This is a genomic window from Aquisalibacillus elongatus, assembly GCF_003843875.1.
Taxonomy (GTDB): Bacteria; Bacillota; Bacilli; order Bacillales; family Alkalibacillaceae; genus Aquisalibacillus; species Aquisalibacillus elongatus.
In genome coordinates this window covers 462875-478498 of the sequence record NZ_RKRF01000007.1, presented here as the reverse complement: position 1 = coordinate 478498, position 15624 = coordinate 462875, and the positions used below count along the sequence as shown (strand labels likewise).

The 15624-nt window shown below is 34.7% G+C and carries 17 protein-coding genes; 2 read left to right on the top strand and 15 right to left on the bottom strand.

Annotation, left to right across the window (positions count from 1 at the left end; all coding sequences use genetic code 11):
- Window positions 1–115 precede the first annotated feature (115 nt).
- The 9 genes from EDC24_RS03105 to EDC24_RS03065 all read right to left on the bottom strand — a co-directional run bounded on the left by EDC24_RS03105 (window position 116) and on the right by EDC24_RS03065 (window position 8696).
- Window positions 116–1072, bottom strand: coding sequence for an asparaginase (locus EDC24_RS03105; protein WP_124219653.1), 957 nt, complete (start codon window positions 1070–1072; stop codon window positions 116–118).
- A gap of 5 nt (window positions 1073–1077) precedes the next feature.
- Window positions 1078–2064 (bottom strand): YpdA family putative bacillithiol disulfide reductase, encoded by a 987-nt coding sequence (locus tag EDC24_RS03100; protein ID WP_124219651.1) that lies wholly within the window; start codon window positions 2062–2064, stop codon window positions 1078–1080.
- An 84-nt stretch (window positions 2065–2148) separates the two neighbouring features.
- Window positions 2149–3417, bottom strand: coding sequence for a Glu/Leu/Phe/Val family dehydrogenase (locus EDC24_RS03095; RefSeq protein WP_124219650.1), 1269 nt, complete (start codon window positions 3415–3417; stop codon window positions 2149–2151).
- Window positions 3418–3592: 175 nt separating this feature from the next.
- Window positions 3593–4522: a D-alanine--D-alanine ligase family protein gene (locus EDC24_RS03090; protein ID WP_124219648.1), complete on the bottom strand. Its 930-nt coding sequence runs from the start codon at window positions 4520–4522 to the stop codon at window positions 3593–3595.
- A 14-nt stretch (window positions 4523–4536) separates the two neighbouring features.
- Window positions 4537–5112 carry an adaptor protein MecA gene (locus tag EDC24_RS03085; RefSeq protein ID WP_124219647.1) on the bottom strand — a complete coding sequence of 192 codons (576 nt, stop codon included), beginning with the start codon at window positions 5110–5112 and terminating at the stop codon, window positions 4537–4539.
- A 200-nt stretch (window positions 5113–5312) separates the two neighbouring features.
- Window positions 5313–5558 carry a hypothetical protein gene (locus tag EDC24_RS03080; protein ID WP_124219645.1) on the bottom strand — a complete coding sequence of 82 codons (246 nt, stop codon included), beginning with the start codon at window positions 5556–5558 and terminating at the stop codon, window positions 5313–5315.
- Window positions 5530–6138 carry a CPBP family intramembrane glutamic endopeptidase gene (locus EDC24_RS03075; RefSeq protein ID WP_124219643.1) on the bottom strand — a complete coding sequence of 203 codons (609 nt, stop codon included), beginning with the start codon at window positions 6136–6138 and terminating at the stop codon, window positions 5530–5532. Before EDC24_RS03075 ends, EDC24_RS03080 begins: the two co-directional genes overlap by 29 nt.
- Window positions 6139–6183: 45 nt before the next feature.
- Complete coding sequence (locus EDC24_RS03070; protein ID WP_124219642.1) at window positions 6184–7638, bottom strand: RecQ family ATP-dependent DNA helicase; 1455 nt, start codon at window positions 7636–7638, stop codon at window positions 6184–6186.
- Window positions 7635–8696 carry a YpbB family protein gene (locus tag EDC24_RS03065; RefSeq protein WP_124219640.1) on the bottom strand — a complete coding sequence of 354 codons (1062 nt, stop codon included), beginning with the start codon at window positions 8694–8696 and terminating at the stop codon, window positions 7635–7637. The genes EDC24_RS03070 and EDC24_RS03065 overlap by 4 nt, the downstream gene beginning before the upstream one ends.
- Window positions 8697–8737: 41 nt before the next feature.
- On the opposite strand from EDC24_RS03065, the gene EDC24_RS03060 reads away from it, so the two are divergent.
- Window positions 8738–8983, top strand: coding sequence for a ferredoxin (locus tag EDC24_RS03060; RefSeq protein WP_124219639.1), 246 nt, complete (start codon window positions 8738–8740; stop codon window positions 8981–8983).
- 10 nt (window positions 8984–8993) lie between these two features.
- On the opposite strand, the gene EDC24_RS03055 is transcribed toward EDC24_RS03060, so the two are convergent.
- Window positions 8994–9449 carry a helix-turn-helix domain-containing protein gene (locus EDC24_RS03055; RefSeq protein WP_124219637.1) on the bottom strand — a complete coding sequence of 152 codons (456 nt, stop codon included), beginning with the start codon at window positions 9447–9449 and terminating at the stop codon, window positions 8994–8996.
- Between the two features lie 117 nt (window positions 9450–9566).
- On the opposite strand from EDC24_RS03055, the gene EDC24_RS03050 reads away from it, so the two are divergent.
- Entirely contained in the window at window positions 9567–10058 is a 492-nt protein-coding gene (locus EDC24_RS03050; RefSeq protein WP_124219636.1) for an inorganic diphosphatase, read from the top strand.
- 50 nt (window positions 10059–10108) lie between these two features.
- Here EDC24_RS03050 and EDC24_RS03045 read toward each other — a convergent pair whose 3' ends face one another.
- The 5 genes from EDC24_RS03045 to ccsB all read right to left on the bottom strand — a co-directional run bounded on the left by EDC24_RS03045 (window position 10109) and on the right by ccsB (window position 15610).
- Window positions 10109–11272 (bottom strand): hypothetical protein, encoded by a 1164-nt coding sequence (locus EDC24_RS03045; RefSeq protein ID WP_124219634.1) that lies wholly within the window; start codon window positions 11270–11272, stop codon window positions 10109–10111.
- A complete protein-coding gene (locus EDC24_RS03040) occupies window positions 11269–11799 on the bottom strand; it encodes an RNA polymerase sigma factor SigX (protein ID WP_124219632.1) in 531 nt (176 codons plus the stop codon). Before EDC24_RS03040 ends, EDC24_RS03045 begins: the two co-directional genes overlap by 4 nt.
- 136 nt (window positions 11800–11935) lie before the next feature.
- The gene (locus EDC24_RS03035) at window positions 11936–13681 is read right to left on the bottom strand and encodes an ATP-binding protein (RefSeq protein WP_124219630.1); all 1746 of its coding nucleotides are present in this window, start codon (window positions 13679–13681) and stop codon (window positions 11936–11938) included.
- On the bottom strand, window positions 13681–14397 hold the full coding sequence (locus EDC24_RS03030; RefSeq protein ID WP_124219628.1) for a response regulator transcription factor: 717 nt from the start codon (window positions 14395–14397) through the stop codon (window positions 13681–13683). The genes EDC24_RS03035 and EDC24_RS03030 overlap by 1 nt, the downstream gene beginning before the upstream one ends.
- A 25-nt stretch (window positions 14398–14422) precedes the next feature.
- Complete coding sequence (ccsB, locus tag EDC24_RS03025; RefSeq protein WP_124219626.1) at window positions 14423–15610, bottom strand: c-type cytochrome biogenesis protein CcsB; 1188 nt, start codon at window positions 15608–15610, stop codon at window positions 14423–14425.
- Window positions 15611–15624 lie beyond the last annotated feature (14 nt).

Sequence of the window (15624 nt, the reverse complement as noted above, 5' to 3'; positions counted from 1 at the left end):
TTCAATGTTGTTCTTCCTCCTCATTACAAACTAATACGCTCTATTATCTTTTGTTTTTTCCGCGTTTATATTCTATAAAATATAAAAAAGCCGACAAAGAATATGTCGGCTTTTCTTAAAATTTAAATCCCGTTTCTAAAGAAGCAAGCTGAACTGCCAGTTTAACTTTCGCCTTTTTACTATCTAAATCGCTCCCTAAAATGACACCTTGATTTATAAGGTCATAAGCACTACCTTCATAATCATATGTAGGGTAAACAGCACCTTCTTCAGATGCTGTAGAAATAACGATTACTACATTTTCATTTAAGCTTTGTTTGATTGCTGGCATCATCAGTGGAGGTACTTGACCACGGCCAACCCCTTCTATAATAATACCTTTCGTACCGGATTCTCTTAAAGCATTTATGACTGTTCCGTCTGCATCCGTATAGCATTTCACAATATCTACTCTTGGTAATGGGTGTTGAAGTTGGTACGTTTCTCGTTTAATTGGTTTTTGAAAAACTTTAACCTCATCATTATCGATAATACCTAAATAGCCAAAACCAAAAGCATTAAACCCTTGAATATTACTCGCATGTTCCTTCTTAACGTGCTTAGCTGCAAAAATTCGTTCATTAAATACGACAACTGTTCCACAATGTTGAAGGTCCTCACTACATGCAGAATAGATTGCATGTCGTAAATTAATATATACATCACTTCCTAAATCTGAAATAGAACGTTGAGAACCTGTTACAACAACAGGACGATGGTCGTTAATCGTTAGATCAAGGAAGTATGCCGTTTCTTCCAAAGTATCTGTTCCATGTGTAATAACAGCCCCGTCTATATTAGGGTCTTCAAAATAATAGTCCACTTTCTCTTTTAATAACAACCAGTCTTCTGATGTTAAATGGGCGCTAGGTTTTTGAAAAGCTGAATCAATTTCAATTTGAATTTCGTTAGGAAGATCACATAAAGAAGCTAACTCTTCACCTGTCATTGCTCCTGAAGTTAATTTCCCACTGTTTTCGTTTGGTTTACTAGCAATAGTACCACCAGTTGTAATTAAAATGACTTTTTTCATCGACTTCACCTATTTTTCTTTTTTAACGTAATATGCTCTGCAATTAATTCACCATGGTGCCTGCCGTTCTCAATGAAGATTTCGTTATTATTGTATCCTGCTGCAATGACACCGGCAATATAAACATTTGGTACATTAGTTTCCATTGTATGACGATCAAACATGGGGCGGCCCGTTTCATAATCAATGTCAATTCCAATATTTTTAAGGAAGTTTTGATTAGGGTGATAACCAATCATAGCAAATACGTAATCCGATTCAATAACTTGTTCTTTACCATCAATGACAGCCAATACGTCTTTTGGTCTAATTTCTATAACATTTGCATTAAAGTACATATTAATTTTTTTATGTCTAACTAATGATTCAAATAATGGCAATATCCATGGTTTCACACTTGGGGAATAATCTAAACCACGATATAGGACGGTCACATCAGCCCCTGCCTTCTCTAATTCTAGTGTTGCGTCTACGGCCGAGTTCTTACCTCCAATTACAGTTACTTTCTTATTAAAAAATGGATGAGCCTCTTTAAAATAATGGCTTACATGAGGTAATTCCTCACCCTTTATTCCAAGTTTATTAGGATGGTCGTAATAGCCTGTAGCAATAATTATATGATCAGCGACGTAATAACTCGTTTCTCCAATTGACGTTTCTGAATGAATATGAAACTGATCGCCTTCTGGCTCTATTTTTGTCACTCTTTCATAATTATTGATTCGAAGCTCATTACGCTTAGCTACAGTTCGATAGTAAGTTAAAGCCTCGTTTCGAACTGGTTTTTGACGTTCTGAAATAAATGGTATATCTCCGATTTCTAGTTTTTCACTAGAGCTAAAAAACATCTGATGTGTTGGGTAATGGTAAATCGCATTCGCCACATTTCCTTTTTCAATTAGTAACGGATCGATGCCTTTTTCTCTCAATTTTAAAGCAGCCGATAGACCACACGGGCCTGCACCTATTATGATGACTTCTTCTTTCTGCATCTTACTCTCCACTCCTAAACGTACGAAAATCTCCTACCAAAACTATGATAGGAGATTGTTCTACAAATATCAAATATCCACACTTTAAATCCAACCGCGGAAACGAGCCGCTTCAGTTAGTTTTCTTACACCAACCATATATGCAGCTAACCTCATATCGATTTGACGATTTTGCGCTGTGGTATATACGTTGTTAAACGACTTCACTAATACTTCGCGAAGTTTCTCTTGCACTTCTTCTTCTTTCCAATAATAACCTTGGTTATTTTGTACCCACTCAAAGTAGGATACCGTCACACCCCCAGATGATGCTAAAACGTCTGGGACGATTAATATGTCTCGTTCTGTTAAGATCTTCGTTGCTTCAAGTGTTGTTGGACCATTAGCAGCTTCAACAACGATGCTTGCCTTAATGTTATGTGCATTATCCTTAGTAATTTGATTTTCAATTGCAGCTGGGACTAAAATATCCGTATCCAATTCCAACATCTCTTCATTTGAGATCGTATCTTCGAATAAGTTAGTAACCGTTCCAAAGCTGTCACGGCGATCTAATAAGTAATCAATATCCAAGCCATCTGGATCATGTAATGCACCTTCAGCATCTGATATGGCAATAATTTTTGCTCCCATATCATACATGAATTTAGCTAAAAAGCTTCCAGCATTACCGAAACCTTGTACAACTACACGTGCACCTTTTATCTCTATCCCGAGTTTTTTACACGCTTCTTCAATACAAATTGTGACACCTTTTGCTGTAGCAGATTCTCTTCCGTGTGAACCACCTAAAACAATAGGTTTACCCGTAATAAATCCTGGATTATTAAATTCGTCAATACGACTGTATTCATCCATCATCCAAGCCATAATTTGTGAGTTCGTGAACACATCAGGAGCTGGGATATCTTTTGTTGGTCCAACAATCTGAGAGATGGCACGAACATATCCACGGCTTAATGCCTCTAATTCTCTAAAAGACATCTTACGTGGATCACAAATGATACCACCTTTACCTCCACCATATGGTAAATCAACAATTCCAGCTTTCAGGCTCATCCAAATTGATAATGCTCTGACTTCATTTTCTGTAACATTCGGGTGAAAACGAACTCCACCTTTTGTAGGGCCAACTGCATCATTATGTTGAGCTCTATATCCAGTAAAAATTTTAATCTTACCATCGTCCATTCTAACCGGAATTCTAACCGTCATCATTCGGACAGGTTCTTTCATTAACTCGTACGCTTCTTCAGGATAACCCAGTTTATTCAAGGCAGTTTTAATCACTTCTTGAGTTGACAATAAAATATCATCTGACTTATTAGAATCTGCTTGCTTATCGGCTACCATGTGTTTACCTCCTATATTCAAAACAAGAAATAATAATAAAAATAGTTCTTTCAATGACTAGTATACATCCTCGTAATGATTATGCAACATAATTCAACCACATTTTTCCCTGCTTATATTCTTCTTTATGAGTTCAAAACTATTCATATATTTGAACTAAAACGAACTACTTATACTATTCCTCTAAAGTCAACTTGATAAACTTCTCAAGCATCTCTTCATAAGTCATCTGAACAGCTTTAGCAGCATCAGGATATAAACTTGTTGGTGTCATGCCTGGTAATGTATTGACTTCAAGAATAATCGGTTCATTTTGGTCATTTAAAATAAAATCCACTCTTGAATAGGTTTCGCAACCAAGCGAACGGTGAGCCTTAACAGCATACTCTTGAATTTGTTTTGTTAGCTCCTCTGAAATATTTGCAGGGCAAATATGCTCACTACCACCTTGAGAATATTTAGATTCATAATCATAAAATTCACTTTTAGGTATGATTTCAATAACAGGAAGCGAATATTCTCCTCCTTGTTTCCCTATAACAGCACAGGTCAGTTCGCGTCCTTTGACATATTCTTCAACTAATATTTCAAAATCATGTTTAAAAGCAGTTTGAACAGCGCGCTCGATTTCCTCCTGATCATTAACAATAGAAAGACCTAAAGTAGATCCTTCTTGATTTGGCTTTATCACAAATGGGAGTTCAAACTCATTTTTTATATCATCTATAATGTATTTTTGTAGCTCATGATTTCCATATGTTTTACCTTTAGCCACAGGAATTCCTTGCATATAAAAAATTTGCTTTGCTTTTGATTTATCCATCGCTAATGAAGAGGCTAAAACGCCTGAACCAATATAAGGAATACCCATTAGCTCTAACAGTCCTTGTACGGTCCCGTCTTCCCCTTGCTTTCCATGTAGCCCTATAAACACTAGATCCACATCTTGTATATGTTCCATCGTATGATTGAGATCCCTGGGGTTAAAATCAATCCCAATAACATCGTGATTTAATTTTTTTAAAGCTTGAATAATTCCTTTTCCGGTAGACAATGACACTTCTCTTTCTTTTGATGTACCGCCATACAATACTGCTATTTTCAATTTATTCACCTCAATTAGAAATACCTTACAACGGTTTGTAGAGCATTATTATTTATAATTAAATTCCCGTGTTCTCTAAGGATAAATGAAGTCATTGTACTAGGAGATGCATATTCGGATAATACAGAGATGAGGTCTAATCTTATTTTTTCGGTTAATGTAGGTTCACTAATATGAAGATAATAAACATCATCATGTACATATAAACTGGCATTCAAATCATACTGATATTGAATCCCTTTTGCAGCCTGAATCACATCTTCAATATCCTGGAATACAAAAATCATCTCTTTACTCTCATCCATGGTTACTTTCAACTCAATATACTCGTCATTTTCGTTTTGCTCCTGATCATTTTGAGTAACAATAATAATCATCCCTTGAGCTTGCAACATATGCACTTTGACCATTAACATACCATCTAAATCCATATTTAATTCTTCACAAGCTTCATATAACATATCCTGAAACAACTGATTTGCTTTCGGCAAATTATTCCAAAGGTCTTCTTTTGAATAACCGCGTTCATTTAAGTCGTCATAAGTCAAAAATATCTTAAATTGGTTAACGCTCAAACGTTCTAATCGCACGTAACCACCTCCACCATCTCACTATTATCTTATGTTCCTACCTAAGTTAAAATTGCCTGTATCATTTAAAGTTATTGAATATATTTTTATACGTATGGATAAATTAACGATTTCGATTATTAATAACAAAATCCTGCCAAAATGCATTAGTTTCCATAAAACATTTTAAAATATATAAGTAATATTTATAAAGTGTCATCTTATTGTAACCAGTAATGATATGCTACTGGTACTGCAATGATGATTAAGATAAATAAAACTACAATAACATTCAAAATAGCTTTATTGACTATTAATGAGTTTTGTTGATCTTGTTTTTTTGTCTTCTTATCATTTTTACTTCTACTGCTACTGCTACTCTTTTGATGTTTTTGGCTTCTTGGGGGTAGCTCTAATACATCAACTTCTTCTTGTATATCATGATGTAGTTGTTTTTTCTGTTCCATTGATGTCACTCCTGCGTAAACGATAATAAATTCCTAATAGAAAATCAATAGTAAAATGAGCTGTAATGGTTACGAGTAAATTCTCGGTTAATACATACATATAACCTATCAAAAATGAAAGAAGTAAAACAGAGACTAGAAGTACTATTTTTTTTAAATACCTAAAGTGTATTAATGCAAAAATTAAACTAGCAAATATATACCCAAAGTTTGTTTGAATAACACCTCTAAATAGGAGCTCCTCAGAAACACTAACGACTAAAGCGATTAAGAATATTCCAGTGATTGAGGCATTCTCAAAGACTTTCTGATTGATCCCACCGTCATCATAAGCTTTTTCTGGCAACCAGCGGATTAATAGAATATCAATGAGAACGACTAATAATCCTGGTACTAACCCAAATAATAAAATCTCTCTAGGGTTCCATTTAAATAGCTGAAACAAATCAGATATATCTTGAAACATAAAAATAGCAAACACTATTGCCAAACCTAGGAAAAGTAATTGAGAGAAATATACATTTAACATTAATTCTCTATGTGATAATTGCTTCACAATCTCTGCTTGAGTTTTTCTCATGACAAACTCCTCATCATAACCTACGTATTATTTCGTTGTGTTTATTCAAAATGAAACCCCATTAAACAAGTCGTTTAAAACACCTTCCCAGTTAGTTCTATTAACGACATAGCTTTTTTGATTGAGGTCTATATTATAAAATTCAAAACCACAATAATCACAGCAATCATAATCAGCCGCTCTAACATTTGGTTGATATAGTTTAAATAAACCTTCTCTTCTACAAGAATCTGATTTAATCCAACCCAGCAGATCCATTAAACTCTTGATTTTTACTTTCTTTCGTTGATCGCGAACCTGTTTAATTGTATCGATAAGATTAAACTCTGTTTCTGATGCATGATTAAGTTGATAGTCTAAAAACCTCAATTTAATCTCACTATATTCTTCATCTTCCAACTTACCATGGTCTATGTATTGCTTAATTTCAATGTCATTTGGAAGTTCTGAATCAATCATTTGAAATGGAATATTTTCATCTCCGTGAGTATAAAGCAAAACACTCACACTGTGGTTTCCGTCTCGACCTGCTCTTCCAGATTCTTGTATAAATGATTCTAGATTAGATGGAAGGTGATAATGAATGACTAAGCGAACATCGTCTTTATTAACTCCCATCCCAAACGCGCTTGTACAACAAATGATATCTAATTGCCCGTGCATAAACTGCTGTTGTATTAGTAATCGGTCTTGTTGTTCCATGCCTCCGTGATAAAAGGCAATTTGACGGTTCGGGAACTTTTTCTTTAATAGAGATGATACTTCTTCAGTTAATAAACGGCTCGAAAAATAAACCATTGTCGGTGCATGAACTTGATTTATTATATTTACTAATTGTTCTTGTTTTTCACTATGATTCTCTGAATACTGAACTTGATAAGTTATATTCGTTCGATCCATGGGATATATGATTTTGTTTAAAGAAATAGATAAATCATGTATGATATCTTGTTGGATTTTTGGTGTTGCGGTTGCACTTAGTGCTAAAACTGTTGGCTCCTCAAGTGATTTAATGACGTCCTTTAAACGCAAATAATCTGTACGGAATTCATGACCCCATTGTGATATACAGTGAGCTTCATCAATCACAAACAATGATATTTTAATTTGTTTTAAGCGGTTAATCACAACAGGCTGTTGTAGCATCTCTGGCGAACAATATATTAAATCATAGTGTTCGAGTTTACTCAATGTTTTATTTTTTTGTTCCTTATCTAATAAACTGTTTAAAGCTGCTACACGTTTAAAACCTTGTGACTTAAGTATTTTTACTTGGTCAATCATTAGAGAGATAAGTGGTGATACAACAACTGTCACGCCGTCTAAGAGTATTGAAGGTAATTGATAACAGATTGACTTACCACTTCCCGTTGGTAATGTGGCTAATGTATGGTTTCCGTTCATCACTGATTCAATAATTTCTTTTTGACCTTCCCTAAACGCCGGGAAGCCAAACTTTTCTTGTAACTGTTTTTCTAACTCAAATACCGTTTCATTCATATTGAAACACTCTCTTTAATTTGATTAAATTTAGCCAACACTAAACGAATCTGAAAATACGTCACTGCTTCATCTAATTGCAATTTTATATCTTTTAAACGTCTAGATTCTGATTTGTTAATAACCTGACCAACTTGATCAATCGTTTTTTGATCAACATAAGCTCCGATATCAAAATGGTCTACACGTGTAGCAATCTCAACGACATGATCATGAATCGTGCTAGTTTTTAGTTGCCGCAAACTCTCAATCTCAGGCAAGGTATAGCCTTTTTCTATTAGCTGAAACGTTCTAAAAGCTGATTCTGTCATTCCATATTGTTGATTTTGAACAGGTATAATCGAATTTAAGATTGGAAAACGTTGCTGGTCACTTTCTATAATCTTCAGCATTTGATGAATGATTTGGATATGTGTTATATGGATGTCGTCAACTAACAGATCGTATTCTTCGGCTAATTGGACTTTACTTAACCCAATTCGGTTATAGCCAGTTAATTGTTTTGATATGAAAGCAGCTTGCTCATCACTTAGCGCATGCAAGACTTGATATAATTCGCTAGTAAATTTTTGAGTTAACAACTTTTTATCTTGTTGATATTTCTTGATCAGTTGTTTAACACGAAATTGTATATGTAAATCATCTGTTACTGGAATAAAATATTTATCTCCATAAGACAAATTTGATAAAGTCTGAACTAACAGTTTAACCGATTCATCCCACTTTCGATCAATTCGATGATATTTAAAGCCGTTTAAACCACTAATCGTAAAATCATGCCAATCATTTAGAACGTCATATCCTTGGTCAGTTAAAGTATAAGTGTCTTCATCAATCGTTAACCATGAAGAGTCTTTAAAATACTGAATCCATTTATGATAAATATTAGGGTCTAGGTTTTGATATACACCGAAAACATGTTGCATTTGAAATAGATGAATATCTTGAATGGTTTGAGCAGACTTTTTACCACGCAAAATATGGAATGCAGATGAAATCGTGCGTTGTTTGTCTAAACGTGATAACATATATAATAACAATTTATTGAATTGAATCATCAGATTTCACCTCTATCATTCAAGACTCAAGGAGGGTCATAATGCCTTTATACACAATTGTGAATCAAGATACGTGTATTGCTTGCGGTGCATGTGGGGCTACAGCTCCAGATATCTTTGATTATGACGATATGGGTGTTGCCTTCAACTTAATCGATCAAAATAATGGGAATATAAAGATATCAGATAATTTAATAGATGACTTAGAAGACGCCTTCGAAGGATGTCCAACAGAATCTATTAAAATCTCTAAAGAACCGTTTACAGCTAATATACAGGCGAGATAAAGATGACTACCTAGTCATCTTTTTTTATGATCTGCTGAAAATGCCTAAGAACACTTGTCTTATAAAAGCTACTAAATATACGATTACCAAACTGATCAATTACACGATAATATTTCGTGATGGTGTTTTTTTGTAATATATAGCCATTTTGTTCGTCAATTTTTGCCCAACGACTCTTAGTTTGATGACCTGTATTAGCCACCACATTCTTCCTTGCCAATATTTGAATATAATGCACGACATCGTCTTCGCCTAACTTACGTTGAATATAAACACTATCACGAAACAGGCTTGTCAAGACAACAATCGTTGGCCAAGTTGCAGTCTTTCTCCCTTTTTCATATTGCACAAGCGTTTTTTTAGAAATCCCTAATAGTTCGGCCATTTGGTTTTGATTATAGTTGAATTCAGTACGTACGGTTTTAATCAAAGGTGTGAGAGTATGTTTCAACTCTTCAACATCCATAAAAAATCCCCTCGCACAATTTGTCATTTTATATCATTTTACCATGAATCTTGCTTTTATTACTATATAAAGATTGGTATAATAAGTAATTGAAAATACATAAAGGAGGAAATACTCATGGCAGACAATAAAATTGTTGAAGTGTTTGTAGAAATTCCAACAGGTAGTCAAAACAAATATGAATATGATAAAGAACAAGGTGTTTTTAAACTTGATCGCGTATTATTTTCACCACAGTTCTATCCAGCTGAATATGGATACCTAGATGAAACTTTAGCTTTAGACGATGATCCTTTAGACGCTTTAGTTCTTGTCACTAATCCAACATTCCCTGGATGTGTCATTGAATCAAGAGTTATCGGATTCCTTAATATGATCGATGATGGTGAAGAAGATCAGAAACTAATTGCGGTTCCAATCGAGGACCCTCGTTTCAAAGATGTATACACACTTGACGATATTCCTCAGCATAAGCTTGATGAAATCTCACACTTCTTCCAAACCTATAAAGATCTACAAGGTAAGAAAACGGAAATCGGTGAATGGGAAGGCTCTGAAGCAGCATCTAAACTTATTGAAGAATGTGTTCAGCGTTACCACAATCAATAAAATAGTAAAAAGCCAAGAAACATTTTCATGTTTCTTGGCTTATATTTTGTTTAATCACTAATAGGATTCACATAGACTGGCACTTTGACTGGTGAGTCTAAATTATATTTTCCTATTTGGTCACGGCCTAATTGCTCGAATTTAACCTCTGTAAAACCATAAGATTTAGCCGTTAGCAAAATCGATTCTACTAAATACAATAATTCTTGTTCTGTATTTACATTAGGTATTGATTCAAACGTCATTGTTAGCTCATTTTGATCTTCACTTAGTGTAAAGTTTAACTCCTCAGGAAGAGGAGCCATTACTCCTGATTCTTCATCTGACACTTTTAAATTATCTATGGCAGCTGCTATTGACGAATTTGACGTCATATTGGACTCTAACCATAATAACTGATTAGCGTTTGTATACAATTTATAAGTCTTCTTAGACTGCTGTAATTGAATTTCATTAGTCGTTCCCATCTGTGGGAACTCCACATCAGTTCCTTCTGAATTTTGTACGATGACTCGATTATAACCTAGTGGTTCAAAAAAATTTAAGGCATTAATAACAGCCGTCTCCATTGCTGAACCTTGAATTGATGATTGATCAACCTCAATTATTGGCAACCCTTCATCATTTAAACCTAAATATACTAAATGATTAAATATACTTGTATCAACCCCTAGTCTATCTTCATTTAGATGTTCGTTAATTAGATTAAACATTTCTTCAGGTTGTTCAGTTCTACTTGGTATTGATAGAGGTATATAACCCGTCAAATCGTTATTAGGAACGACATAAGTCATTTGCTCTTGTTGATTTGAACCCTCAAGTTCTTGTTCTGTGACCGTCATTGATTGACTCAGTAAGATATCCATTTCCTCAGCTTCTTCGTCTTGAGTCGATATTTGACCGGATTCATCAGCTGATTCATTTTCTTCCATACTTCCTTCTTCCGCCGATGATTCTGAGTCATCTTGTGCCATGTTCATATCCGTCGTTTCATTTGAGTTCATAAACTGTAAACCAATGATTATTAATAAACATGCAGCTGCAGCAGTCACGAATGCTGGCAACATCCACCGCTTATTTGTTTGATTATGAGTCTGTTTTTCATCATTTAATTGCGTTGATATACGCTGATAATATTCATCAAAAGAACGTTCATCATTTATATCGGGCATCTCAGATAATAAATTTTCTATGTCTTGATCTTTTTTACTCACTCTGTATGCCCTCCTTTTACCTTTTGCATTTGGTCCTTTAGATCTTGAATCGCTCGATGCTGAGTTGTCTTCACTTTACTTTCTGTCCAATTCAAAATATCAGCTGTTTCTTTGATTGACATTTGTTGAATAAACCTTAAGATCACAACCATTCTTTGGTCTTTAGTACAACCATCCAAACATTTATATAGCATTTGAATATCTTCACTCTTCTCAGCAATTTCATCTGGTGTTGGCTGTTCATCTTTAATTAAATTTCCGTGTTCTTCAAAATCAAATCGATTAGCAGATTGTTTCTGACGTCTTCCTTGTTTACGAAAATAATCAATCGTAACATGACGTGCTATTGAGAACAGCCATGTTTTTTGACTACTTCGACCTTCAAATGTGTCATAAGCTTTGAGAACTCTAATATATACTTCTTGAACTAAGTCTTCTGTCGTGTATTTGTCTTTAACCATGTAGAAAATAAATTGGTATAAGTCCTGGTGGAATCGATCATACAGCTCTTGAAAGGTCTCTTTCATCATCGAGCCTCCGTTCTCAATAAATTAGTCGAATAATATTCTATAATGTTACAACTTAATTTATTCTATCATATCAATAGTAATCTAAAATGAAAAAAACAGCATTATAGATTCTCTACAATGCTGTTCAAGTTGTTTATTCTTTCGGTAGAGTAAACGTAAATGTAGTGCCTTCGTTAACTTGGCTTTTAGCATAAATCGTTCCGCCGTGCGATTCAACTATATGTTTCGCAATGGATAAACCTAAGCCAGTACCTTTTTTCTTACCATTTCTCGTTCTTGCTTTATCACTTTTATAGAACCGTTCGAATATAAACGGTAAGTCCTCTTCTGGTATACCTGAGCCATTATCTGATATATGAACAGCAATCTCTTGATTAGCTTCTTCTATCTTAATGTGTATCTCACCATTTTCGGTCGTATGACGTAACGCGTTATCAATTAAATTAGTTAACACTTGTTCAATACGATCAGGATCCAGATCATATTCGATATTAGGAGGTACATCAGAAGAAATAGTTATTTGTTGCTTTTCAGCAATGGAATTAAATTTATTTAAAATACGATCAACAAAAGGTCCAATGGTAACCTTCTCTTTATGAATTTGTATATGACCAGCTTCCATTCTTGCTAAATCTAAAAGTTCATTAACAAGTCGTCCCATTCTTAATGATTCATCGTAAATAATTTGGGCTAGTTCCTGCTTTTCTTCTTTAGATTCTGCAATATCATCTACAATCGCTTCTGAATAACCTTGCATCATAGAGATTGGAGTTCTTAACTCGTGTGAGACATTAGCTAAGAAGTCTTTTCTCAGTTTATCTAATTGACGTTCTTCCGTCATATCTCTAATCAGTGCTACTGCACCTCGTATTTCATTCTCAATATATAATGGTGTCATCACAAGGACAAAGTTTCGACCTTGTGCAACAAATTCTCTTGAATATTCCTGTTTATGTTCAATAACCTGCTGAAAAACATCTCTTAATTCTTGTGGCAAAGTGTAATTCTGATCTTCTTGAGCAAAATCTAACTGAAATAAAAACTTCTCTGCAGGCGGATTCATTAACATAACACCCAATTGCTTGTTTACTGTTATGACGCCATCAGCTATAGATTTTAATATGCTAGATAACTGTGATTTCTCTTGATTAAGTGCTGTCATATGGTATCTTAGTTGTCGTCTCATTCGGTTAAATGAGATCGCTAATTCACCAATTTCATCGTGAGTTAACACAGGTACCTTTGTATTAAATTCTCCTCGAGATAACTCACCAGCAACCTTACGCATTTTTATTAACGGTGCAGTTATTCGACTTGATAAGAAAAAAGCAAATACCGTTGTTAAAATAATAGCAATTGTTGCAGCTAATAATATAAGCTTTGTTGCTCTACTCGTTGTTTCTTCTACAACTTCTAATGATTGATAAGCATAAATGCCCCCGTTAAAATCTTCAGTCGGAATTCCAACAATAATAATTTCAGCATCACTATTTGGAATATCTGTAATCTTCCGCACAGACTCATTCTCGTTTAAAACGCTATTCACGACGTTATTGGTAATAAACCAACTAGGTTCTATATCCGGTAGATAAGACTCATCAAATTCATTTTGCCAATAATTATGTTCATCAAAAAATACGGTCACTCTCGTTTGGGGTGCCAATAATTGATCAATTGTATTCATGGGTAATTCTGTTTGCTCATGCTGGTCAATGACGACCGCTACATTCTCAGCCTGGTTCATTAGATTTTCTTCGGCATCTTCAATATAATAGCTTTCAAAAAATTCAAGTAAGAAAATTGTTAATATGAGTAACACAAAGGCTACTAATAATATAATAGTAAACCATAGTTTAAAAACAACACTTCTCCAAAGCATTATGCGTCAATAACCTCGAATTTATAACCAATTCCCCAAACAGTTACGATCATTCGAGCTGCATCTTCTGAAACTTTACTAAGCTTTTCTCTTAAGCGTTTTACGTGCGTATCAACGGTTCTTAAATCACCAAAGAATTCATATTCCCAAACTTCTTTTAATAATTCTTCACGATCGAAGACCTTATCTGGCGTTTTGGCTAAATAATACAATAATTCATATTCTTTTGGTGTCAAATTAACCTCAACCCCATCTGCGATCACACGATGAGCATCTTTATCAATCGTTAAATGAGGATAAACAATAACATCGTGACTGTCAGTATCTGTTTTTAAATACTTAGTCGTCGATGAGCGTCTTAATAACGCTTTTACTCTCAATACGACTTCTCTTGGACTGAATGGTTTAACGATGTAATCGTCAGCGCCAACTTCAAAACCTTGAACTCGATTAGATTCTTCACCTTTAGCCGTTAGCATAATGACTGGTGTTGCCTTACGCTCTCTAAGCTGCGTACAAACATCAATTCCGTCTGTTCCAGGAAGCATTAAATCTAATAAAATTAAATCAAAATCCGTATCCAAAGCTTTAAGTAAGGCTTCGTCACCGTCTTCAGCCTCTTCTATTTCGAATTCCTCACGTTCTAAATATAACCTTAATAAACGCCTGATTCTTTCTTCATCATCTACTACTAAAATTTTGACCTGCTCAGACATGTAAGACAACTCCTTTTCCCATTAATTACGCATAAGAATGAATACCAGCAATCACTAAATTAACGACAATTAAATTCATCATAATTATAGCAAAGCCTATAACGGCTAGCCACGCAGACTTTTCACCATGCCAACCAGCACCTAATCTAAGATGTAGGAACACAGCATAGAACAACCAAGTCACTAAAGCCCAAACTTCTTTAGGGTCCCAGCCCCAGAAACGACCCCATGCTTCTTGTGCCCAAATGGCCGCAAAGATTAGAGCTCCTAGTGTAAAGATTGGAAAACCAATTGCGACAGCACGATACATAATTTCATCTACTTTTTCTAGGTTAACATTATCTAATTTTGGCTGAATAGCCGCAGCTACACGTTTTCTAACAATTAATCGAATAATACCATATAAACCTAGCCCAACCAATAATGACCACACTAAGGTATTCAGTTTTTTACCAGCATCTTCTCCTTGCATCCATTTTGGAGCTTCAAAACCAGTTGTGAAAACACCATCAGTAACTAATTCAGCGTCATTTGGCTCGATTAATATCGGCATATGATACGTAATTTCTGTTTCTTGCTCAGCTACTTCTTTTGTAAAAGTAGATTCATACCCTGTTGTGTTAAATGTAATCGTCACGATGATAAATGCAAGGGTTGTTATTAGTAGAAATAAAACAATTTCTAACCATGTTGTATGCTTAGATGTTGAGGTTTGATCAATCTTTTTAATTAAATATACCAAACCAGCAACAAAACTGATGGCTAATATTGCTTCACCTAAAGCAGCCGTTGTGACATGAATATAGAGCCAATTGGACTGCAATGACGGTACAAGTGGTGAAATTTCTGTTGGGAACATACTTCCATAACCAATGATTAACACAGCGATCGGAAGTGCAAATAGCCCGACCGTTGTTTCACGATATATAAAGTAGATGACGATGAAGCCAAATACCATCATCATGCCAAAAAATGATATAAACTCAAACATATTACCAATAGGTGCGTGTCCTGAGGCAATCCACCTTACAATAAACGCGACTAAATGAGATATAAAACCAAGAATCGTAACACTAATTCCAATGGCTGCCGCCTTTGATTTTACATTCTCAGTTCGTTTATTTCCCATTGTTGCACCAAAGAATATAGTGGCAATTAAATATAAAACAAATGCAGCATATAAAAAGTTGCTGCTAATTGCATGATAATCCATCATAATGCCTCCTT

Bases quoted from the DNA above. Each gene is read 5' to 3' on its own strand.
- EDC24_RS03105 (WP_124219653.1), bottom strand. From the start codon at position 1,072: ATGAAAAAAGTCATTTTAATTACAACTGGTGGTACTATTGCTAGTAAA.
- EDC24_RS03100 (WP_124219651.1), bottom strand. From the start codon at position 2,064: ATGCAGAAAGAAGAAGTCATCATAATAGGTGCAGGCCCGTGTGGTCTA.
- EDC24_RS03095 (WP_124219650.1), bottom strand. From the start codon at position 3,417: ATGGTAGCCGATAAGCAAGCAGATTCTAATAAGTCAGATGATATTTTA.
- EDC24_RS03080 (WP_124219645.1), bottom strand. From the start codon at position 5,558: ATGGAACAGAAAAAACAACTACATCATGATATACAAGAAGAAGTTGAT.
- EDC24_RS03075 (WP_124219643.1), bottom strand. From the start codon at position 6,138: ATGAGAAAAACTCAAGCAGAGATTGTGAAGCAATTATCACATAGAGAA.
- EDC24_RS03070 (WP_124219642.1), bottom strand. From the start codon at position 7,638: ATGAATGAAACGGTATTTGAGTTAGAAAAACAGTTACAAGAAAAGTTT.
- EDC24_RS03065 (WP_124219640.1), bottom strand. From the start codon at position 8,696: ATGATTCAATTCAATAAATTGTTATTATATATGTTATCACGTTTAGAC.
- EDC24_RS03060 (WP_124219639.1), top strand. From the start codon at position 8,738: ATGCCTTTATACACAATTGTGAATCAAGATACGTGTATTGCTTGCGGT.
- EDC24_RS03055 (WP_124219637.1), bottom strand. From the start codon at position 9,449: ATGGATGTTGAAGAGTTGAAACATACTCTCACACCTTTGATTAAAACC.
- EDC24_RS03050 (WP_124219636.1), top strand. From the start codon at position 9,567: ATGGCAGACAATAAAATTGTTGAAGTGTTTGTAGAAATTCCAACAGGT.
- EDC24_RS03040 (WP_124219632.1), bottom strand. From the start codon at position 11,799: ATGAAAGAGACCTTTCAAGAGCTGTATGATCGATTCCACCAGGACTTA.
- EDC24_RS03035 (WP_124219630.1), bottom strand. From the start codon at position 13,681: ATGCTTTGGAGAAGTGTTGTTTTTAAACTATGGTTTACTATTATATTA.
- EDC24_RS03030 (WP_124219628.1), bottom strand. From the start codon at position 14,397: ATGTCTGAGCAGGTCAAAATTTTAGTAGTAGATGATGAAGAAAGAATC.
- ccsB (WP_124219626.1), bottom strand. From the start codon at position 15,610: ATGGATTATCATGCAATTAGCAGCAACTTTTTATATGCTGCATTTGTT.